7 protein-coding genes are annotated in these 6,906 nt (G+C 63.3%); 6 read left to right on the top strand and 1 reads right to left on the bottom strand.

Going from position 1 to position 6,906, the window contains the following annotated elements:
• From GXY33_12905 to GXY33_12890, 4 genes are all read left to right on the top strand, one after another.
• A partial coding sequence (locus tag GXY33_12905) for a homoserine dehydrogenase (GenBank protein ID NLX06031.1) occupies positions 1-899 on the top strand: 899 nt, incomplete at its 5' end.
• Positions 899-2,089 carry a cofactor-independent phosphoglycerate mutase gene (locus tag GXY33_12900; GenBank protein ID NLX06030.1) on the top strand — a complete coding sequence of 397 codons (1,191 nt, stop codon included), beginning with the start codon at positions 899-901 and terminating at the stop codon, positions 2,087-2,089. The genes GXY33_12905 and GXY33_12900, both read left to right, overlap by 1 nt.
• Positions 2,090-2,093: 4 nt before the next feature.
• The gene (locus GXY33_12895; protein NLX06029.1) at positions 2,094-2,807 is read left to right on the top strand and encodes a hypothetical protein; all 714 of its coding nucleotides are present in this window, start codon (positions 2,094-2,096) and stop codon (positions 2,805-2,807) included.
• Between the two features lie 148 nt (positions 2,808-2,955).
• Positions 2,956-3,855 (top strand): hypothetical protein, encoded by a 900-nt coding sequence (locus GXY33_12890; GenBank protein ID NLX06028.1) that lies wholly within the window; start codon positions 2,956-2,958, stop codon positions 3,853-3,855.
• Positions 3,856-4,015: 160 nt separating this feature from the next.
• Here GXY33_12890 and GXY33_12885 read toward each other — a convergent pair whose 3' ends face one another.
• Complete coding sequence (locus GXY33_12885; protein NLX06027.1) at positions 4,016-4,357, bottom strand: PilZ domain-containing protein; 342 nt, start codon at positions 4,355-4,357, stop codon at positions 4,016-4,018.
• Between the two features lie 227 nt (positions 4,358-4,584).
• Between GXY33_12885 and GXY33_12880 the strand changes: the two genes are divergently transcribed.
• Both GXY33_12880 and GXY33_12875 read left to right on the top strand, forming a co-directional pair.
• On the top strand, positions 4,585-5,670 hold the full coding sequence (locus tag GXY33_12880; protein ID NLX06026.1) for a hypothetical protein: 1,086 nt from the start codon (positions 4,585-4,587) through the stop codon (positions 5,668-5,670).
• Positions 5,671-5,711: 41 nt separating this feature from the next.
• Positions 5,712-6,872 carry a hypothetical protein gene (locus tag GXY33_12875; protein ID NLX06025.1) on the top strand — a complete coding sequence of 387 codons (1,161 nt, stop codon included), beginning with the start codon at positions 5,712-5,714 and terminating at the stop codon, positions 6,870-6,872.
• The last annotated feature ends 34 nt before the right edge of the window (positions 6,873-6,906 follow it).

Here is a 6,906-nt window from a genome sequence, read left to right as displayed (position 1 = left end):
GCTTGGCGGCCAACCAGATCAATGCCCTCTACGGGATCGTCAACGGCACCTGCAACTACATCCTCTCGGCGATGACGCGGGAGAAGAAGTCATACGCCCAGGCCCTCAAGGAGGCCCAGGCGGCGGGCTTCGCGGAGGCGGATCCCACGCTCGACGTGAACGGGACGGATTCGGCACACAAGCTGGCGATCCTCAGTTCGCTGGCGTTCGGCCAGGCTGTGGACCTCAGCGCGATCAGCATCGAAGGGATCGACAAGATCGACCTGGCGGACCTGAACACGGCTGAGGCGTTGGGTTACGTCATGAAGCTGTTGGCGATCGCGGTCAAGGAGGACGGCGGGATCTCGGTGCGGGTGCACCCGGCGTTCATTCCCAATAGCGATCCGCTGGCGTGGGTGTCCGGGCCGTTCAATGCGGTCAGCGTCTACGGCAACGCGGTGGGCCACACGATGTTCTACGGTCGCGGGGCCGGGCGGATGCCGACCGCCTCGGCGGTGCTGTCGGATGTGATCGATATCGCGATGGGCAACGGACCGCAGACGTTCGAGCGGCTCTGCGTCCTGCCGGACATGACGGCGCCGGCGACGATCAAGCCGATCGAGCAGATCACCAGCCGCTACTACCTGCGGCTGATGGTGATGGACAAGCCCGGCGTCCTGGCCCGGTTCACCGAGGTGTTCGGGCGGCACGAGATCAGCATCTCCGCCGTTCAGCAGCGGGAGGGACAGGTGGGCGAGCTGCGCGGCCAGCCGATCGTGCCGGTGGTGGTACTGACTCACCAAGCCAAGGAAGGCAACATCCGCCAGGCCATCAACGAGATCGCCAAACTCGACTTCTGCGCGAAGCGGCCGGTGTGCATCCGCGTGGTGGACGAGTATCCCGAATGGGCAAAGACCTGATGAAATACGCGCTGATCATTCCCGACGGGGCTGCGGATCGCCCGATCGAGCGGCTGGAGAACCGGACGGTCCTGCAGGCGGCGGAGATTCCGAATCTGGATCGCCTTGCCCGGTCCGGACGGGTGGGCACGGTTCAGACCGTTCCGGCGGGGCTGACGCCGGGCTCGGACGTGGCGATCATGTCGGTGCTCGGATACGATCCGCAGGCGAACTACACCGGCCGGGCTCCGATCGAAGCCGCGGCGATGGGGATCGACATTCAGTCGCGGCAGATCGTCTTCCGCTGCAACCTGGTGACAATCACCGACGGGGTAATGGAGGATTTCTCAGCCGGACACATCCGCACCGACGAGGCCCGCGAGTTGATCGCCGCCCTCAACGATGGGCTGGGCGCCAGCGGCGTGCAGTTCCACCCAGGCGTTTCGTACCGCCACGTGATGGTTACCGCGCCGGCCGACGATTTCGAAGGGCTGGAGACCACGCCGCCGCACGATATCATCGGCCAGGAAGTCAAAGGCCATCTGCCGGAAGGCGAAGGGGCCGAATGGGTTAAGGAATTAATGGCCCTGTCGGTGCCGCTGTTGGCCGGCCATCCGGTCAACAAGGCCCGCATGGACAGGGGCGAAAAGCCGGCGTCGAGCATCTGGCTGTGGGGCCAGGGGCAAAAGCCCACGCTCAAGCCGTTCCGCAGCGTCTACGGTCCGACCGGCGCGGTGATCACCGCGGTGGATCTGGTGCGCGGCCTGGGCACGCTGATCGGCTTTGAAGTCATCAACGTACCGGGCGCCACCGGCTATATCGACACCAACTATGACGGCAAGGCCCAAGCCGCGTGCGAGGCCCTCGACCGGGTCGACATGGTCGTCGTGCACGTCGAGGCCCCGGACGAGGCGGGCCACAACGCCGACCTGGAGGCCAAGAAGTTCGCGATCGAGCAGATCGACCAGCGGATCATCGTTCCGGTAGCCAAGAAGATCGAATCACTGGGCGACGGGCGGATCATGGTCCTGCCGGATCATCCGACGCCGATCGCCGTCCGCTCGCACACCGCTGAGCCGGTGCCATTCGTGATCGCCGGGACCAACGTCAGCGGCCCGGCGTGCCCGGCATTCGATGAAGACCATGCCCGGGCGACGGGACTGCACGTGACGCCCGGCTGGAAACTGATGAAGAACTTCCTGTCGGAGTAGCGTCTTGAGTCCCAGCGACGAAGCAAGCCTCGATGCGCAGCGATCCATCACCGCCCAACGCCGCCAGCCCCCGGCCCCGGACTACCGCTTGGTGATTCAGCCGACCGGCGAGCAGGTTTGGCATCCGGGCCTCAACGGCAGCCGCCTGAGCAGTCCGCCCGCGCCGAGTGAGATTTTCGTGCATCTCAGCGATCTTCAAGACCCTTACGCCACGGCACCCGAGCCGCTGTCCGGCTGGGATTTCCAGGAGTTTCTACGGAAATCCCTGGCCCGGTGGTCCGGCAAGGCGGTCACGCTGTACATCATCTCATTCGGCGGGATGCTGATGCGGACCAGCCTGCTCGACCAGCTTGGCCCGATCACGGCAAAACCGTACCGCTGGCAGATCGTCCTGGCCACCGACGGCAGCGACCTGGCGAGCACGGCCATGATCGACAAGCTCCTGAACTCGCCGATCCACGAGATCCGGTTCTACCCGGCGGGGCTGGCCGAGGGGGTCGGCAACACACGCAACCTCAACGCCGCCAAGGACTTGTTGGATCTGCGGCGGGCCCGCGGTCAGAAGCTCCCCGTGTTGGCGTGCCGGGTCTGCGGGCGTGCGACGCCGCCGGAACTGGCCCAGTGGGCCCGGCAGGTCAGTGTGGACCGTCTGGATCTGGCGGATCGGCAGACCGAAGAGAGGCATCTGGCGGGTCTTTTGCCGGTCCAGGCAGGCTGACCTCATCCCAACCGGTTCTGCTGTTCTGCTGGGATTTCAGAAATAACTCTTGACCGTCTGGGTTTCCGCGGGTATTTTGTCTGCTCAAGAACGGTGGGGGCGACCAGCGCCCGGAATTTAGGGCTACGTTTCGTGAAAGGGGATCATGATGAACGTGATGTGGGTCCGTTCGCTTCTGAGAGTTTCTGTCGTTGTGTTGGCCGCGTCCGTGCTTGCCCAGGCTCAGGTTCAGGAACCGGTGGAAGTCGATGAGGAGGCCCTGGAAGCCGGTGAGCCCCTTGAGTATGCGTTCCGGGGGGTGGATGACTTCTTCAACATCCGCGAGGCCAATCCGGATGTGACCCTGCAGGAATGGGAGTTCCAGGTCGAAGGCGGCTGGCTGACCCGCTCGGGCGGCCCGGACGACGACGTCTACGTCGAGCCGACGGTCTTGTACGGGATCACGGAGGACCTGTTCGTGTCGCTGGGTCTGCTTCCGATCTACATCGGAGACGGCGGCGATATCGGCAACGGCGATCTGAACCTCGCGGTCTTCTATCGCGTTCTGGACGAGACCGACGACCTGCCAGCCGTGGCGGGATGGGCTGAGATGCGCATTCCTTCCGGAGAGGGCTCGTCGGGAGTGGACGGGACGTTCTATGCGAACCTGACCAAGACGATCACCCGGCGCATCCGAGCCCACTTCGGCGGGTTCGTGATGACGGCCAACGGTCAGCGCGGCGATGGGGTTGGCGGCCGGATCGACAACGGGTCGATGTCCGGCTGGTGGTTCGGCGATTGGGACAACGGGGCGGACCGTCGGGACTTCCAGTGGGGAGCCGGGCCGGGCTTCGACTACCTGATCGACGAGGAGACGGTGGCGGTGCTGAACTACCTCCATCGCAGCAGCGAGTACGATGGCAACTCGAACATGAACATTCTGGAGGCCGGTGTGATCCGGGAGATCGGCGAGCGGCAGGCGATCAAGGCGGCCGTCGACGTGGGGCTGGACGGGGCTGGAGAAACGCCCAATCTGGCCGGCAAGATCCAGTACGCGATTTCCTGGTAATCGCCTGATCGATTACGGTGTGAGTGTATGAAGGTGGGCCATCGGGCCCACCTTTTTTGTTGCCGGAGGGATACCGCACCAGCCCCTCATGCGGGAGTGGACTTACGGTGGTAGACACCGCTGGGTCCGGTTCGACTTGGCAGGCCCTGACGCCGATCGGCTACTGGTGGCCGAAATTCGGGAAGTGCTTGAAGATCCCGATCTGTTCGCTGACGATCTTCTTGTAGGGCACACCCTCTTCGAACTGGACGGCGATCTCGTAGCGAACGACGCGGCCCTTGACGGGGATGGATTCGCCGTCGCGGAAGACCATCTGGCCGTCGACCCGTCCGTTCTGGATGCCGGGCGGCAGTTCGTTGGCGAAGAACTTGAGGCCGCCCTCGGAGACGTCCAGGACGTCGTAGGTCTGCTCGTCGATGACGAGCTTCGGCCGGACCTCGGACGGGTGGCGCAGGCGGAATCGCTGTCGCTGGTTGTTGGGTGCAGGCGGTTGGTCACTCATGGGCCAACGTGGCTCCGTGTCCCCCAGCTAAGGGTCAAGTTATGTCCCGCTTTTTCCAACTCGGAAATTCTAGTGATAATGCTTGAGCTTTTTCGCCGGATCGGAAATTACAGGATGAGTGAATGGTCCGGCGGCGCAGAGACGGTAGTATGAATGAAGATAATCAAGGCAGTTGCCGGAGTTCCGTGAACAGCATTAAATCCCACTGAACAAAGGAGCAAGATGGAATGAGCTTAATAGCGCTGGTTGTGCTAACGGCGATTGTTGTGGGCGCGGCTGTGCTCGTCGTTGGTCTGCGCGGACGCGGGCCGAAGGACGAGGCGCCAGCCGAGGCCAAGCGGTCGCTTCGGCCGTGGTTGTTTGCGGGGTTGGTGGTGGCGGTGGGCGTGGTGGGCGGATTGACGTTTCTGGTCCTCGGTCCGTACCGGATGCACGCGTATCCGTGGATGCCGTCGCCGATGCTGGTCCAGGACGTGGAGACGGGCAACCCGGACATGCGTCGACGGGCGGCGGATGAACTGCTGGCCCGGCTGGAAGTTGGCGAACTCGAGCCGTCGCTGGCAGATCGGCTGCTCGGGGCGTTGCATGATCTGGACCTGACGGTGCGGCGAGTGCGGGCGGGAGATCAGACGGCGTACAGTGTGGCGGTGCGTGCCGTGTCTGTCAGCATGAAGTTCTGGGCGCGGATCGAGAAGCGGGAGACGCTGATTGACGGCAAGGAAATTCCACGCTCAGGCGGCGGCAGTTTGAGCGGCACTGCCGGCGCGTCCGGGTCTCTGGGCGGCGTGCTCCCTCCTCTGCCGGCGGGACGACACCGGGTTTCGGTGCGGCTGAAACTGAGCCTGTTCGCGGGGGCCGATCTCGATGAACGCAAGAGCCGAAAGCTCCATTCGCGTGAGATCGTGGTTGCCGAACCGTTCGAGGTTCTGCCGGAGGACGGCGAACCGTTGGAGCGGCTGATCGCGGACCCGTCGCTTGAAGCAGCGGTCAGGGCGGCCATCCAGGTGAAGGATTTCCGATTTGAAGTTTCTCCGAGCCGGCTGGGCGGGATGATCCTTCTGCAGGCGCCGCCGGTCGACGTGGCATTTGAGGTTTTCGCGCGGATCGACGGGCAGGAGTATCGGCTGGGTTCGGTGCGGGCCGCCAAGGGCGACTATCGCGTCAGCGACGATCAAACGCTCTACCAGGGGCCGAAGGTCGATCGGTTGGATATCATCCTTCGATCCAGCCTCGACGCGGCTCGATGGACGACCGATCTGTATGAGATCTGGGACGGCGAGTTGGAGTATCGGGACGTACCGGTTGGGCCGTGAGCAAAAGCTGACGACAAACATGCGGCGACAAGGAGAAGGCGATGACTGAAATACCGATCACGAGCGCGGGACAGTTGCTCAGGCTGTTTGTGTTGGCGGCGGTTGTCGCGGGGGGAGTCGTGCTCATTCTGGCGGTCCTCCGACGGGAGTCGAAGGAGCGCTCGCCAGCCGAACCGAGGCGGCCGTTTCGGGGGTGGCTGATGGCCGGCTTGGTGTTGGCAGTCGGGGTAATGGGAGTCTTGACCTTTGTGCTGCTGACAATCCAGCGTGCCTATCTCTACTCGTACCTGCCCGCAGCCGCAGTTCTGCTGGATATAACCAGCGATGATCCACACGTGGTCCGAATGGCGGCAGATCACCTGCTGCGGCCGGAACGTCTGGCAAGTCTGACCGCTGAGGAGCGAGCGAGGCTGTTTGAGATCCTCGGACGCCTTGAATTGAAGGTGCGCCCACGGATCGCGCAAGGCGAATCGCTGCCGCTGAGCGTCTGCGGTGGCGTCAACGCTCCACGGATTGACCAGTCTTGGTGGCGGCTAGTCCGCACCGGTCCGTACGCAATCGACGGAACAGCGGTCAATCATGAGCCTCCTCGCCCAGTCCAATCCTCCGGCCTGAGTGGCGGCATGAAAGACACACTCCCGATCCAGACCCTGTCTTCGCTGGAGCCGGGAATTCATCGGCTGAGCGTGCCTTTCCACTTTGGCATGTATCGAGGTCATGAAGGTAATCCGGTGGCAAGCGAGTTGTTGCACGAAGAGAAGGTCACACTGGAGCAGGAGTTTGAAGTTCTGCCGGAGGGGCAGAGCGACCCAATCCGGCTGATCAAGGACGATTCGCTGAAGGAGCGGATCAGGAGTTGCATCGAGCCGCATCACTTCTGCTACGAGAAATGGGGAGAGCAGCAGGTACTTCGGGGAAATCTCACGTTCTGGCGGCTGCCGGTCAACGTGGCGTTCGAGGTTTTCGCCCGGATCGACGGCAAGGAACACTCCATGGGCACCGTGGCCCAGGCGAGTCAGTTACACACCGCGGATGGGATGGTACACATGCTGCATCTGCAGAACCATGATGGGCTGAAGGTGACGCGGATTGACTTGATCCTGCGGCCGAAACCTGAAGCGGCACGGCAGACGCCGGACATTATTGAGGTGTGGGATGGGGAGTTTGAGTACCGGGACGTGCCGGTTGGGTTATCGCCGTAAATGAAGGCGGGCGACCGTCTTTGACGCCACGAAT

This window comes from Phycisphaerae bacterium, assembly GCA_012729815.1.
Taxonomy (GTDB): Bacteria; Planctomycetota; Phycisphaerae; order JAAYCJ01; family JAAYCJ01; genus JAAYCJ01.
Note: the sequence above shows the minus strand (reverse complement) of the source record. Positions and strands in the feature narration are given on the sequence as shown.

What these genes read in the sequence shown, in the direction of transcription:
- GXY33_12885 (NLX06027.1), bottom strand. Translation starts at nt 4,357, where the DNA reads ATGAGTGACCAACCGCCTGCACCCAACAACCAGCGACAGCGATTCCGC.
- GXY33_12900 (NLX06030.1), top strand. Translation starts at nt 899, where the DNA reads ATGAAATACGCGCTGATCATTCCCGACGGGGCTGCGGATCGCCCGATC.
- GXY33_12875 (NLX06025.1), top strand. Translation starts at nt 5,712, where the DNA reads ATGACTGAAATACCGATCACGAGCGCGGGACAGTTGCTCAGGCTGTTT.
- GXY33_12890 (NLX06028.1), top strand. Translation starts at nt 2,956, where the DNA reads ATGAACGTGATGTGGGTCCGTTCGCTTCTGAGAGTTTCTGTCGTTGTG.
- GXY33_12880 (NLX06026.1), top strand. Translation starts at nt 4,585, where the DNA reads ATGAGCTTAATAGCGCTGGTTGTGCTAACGGCGATTGTTGTGGGCGCG.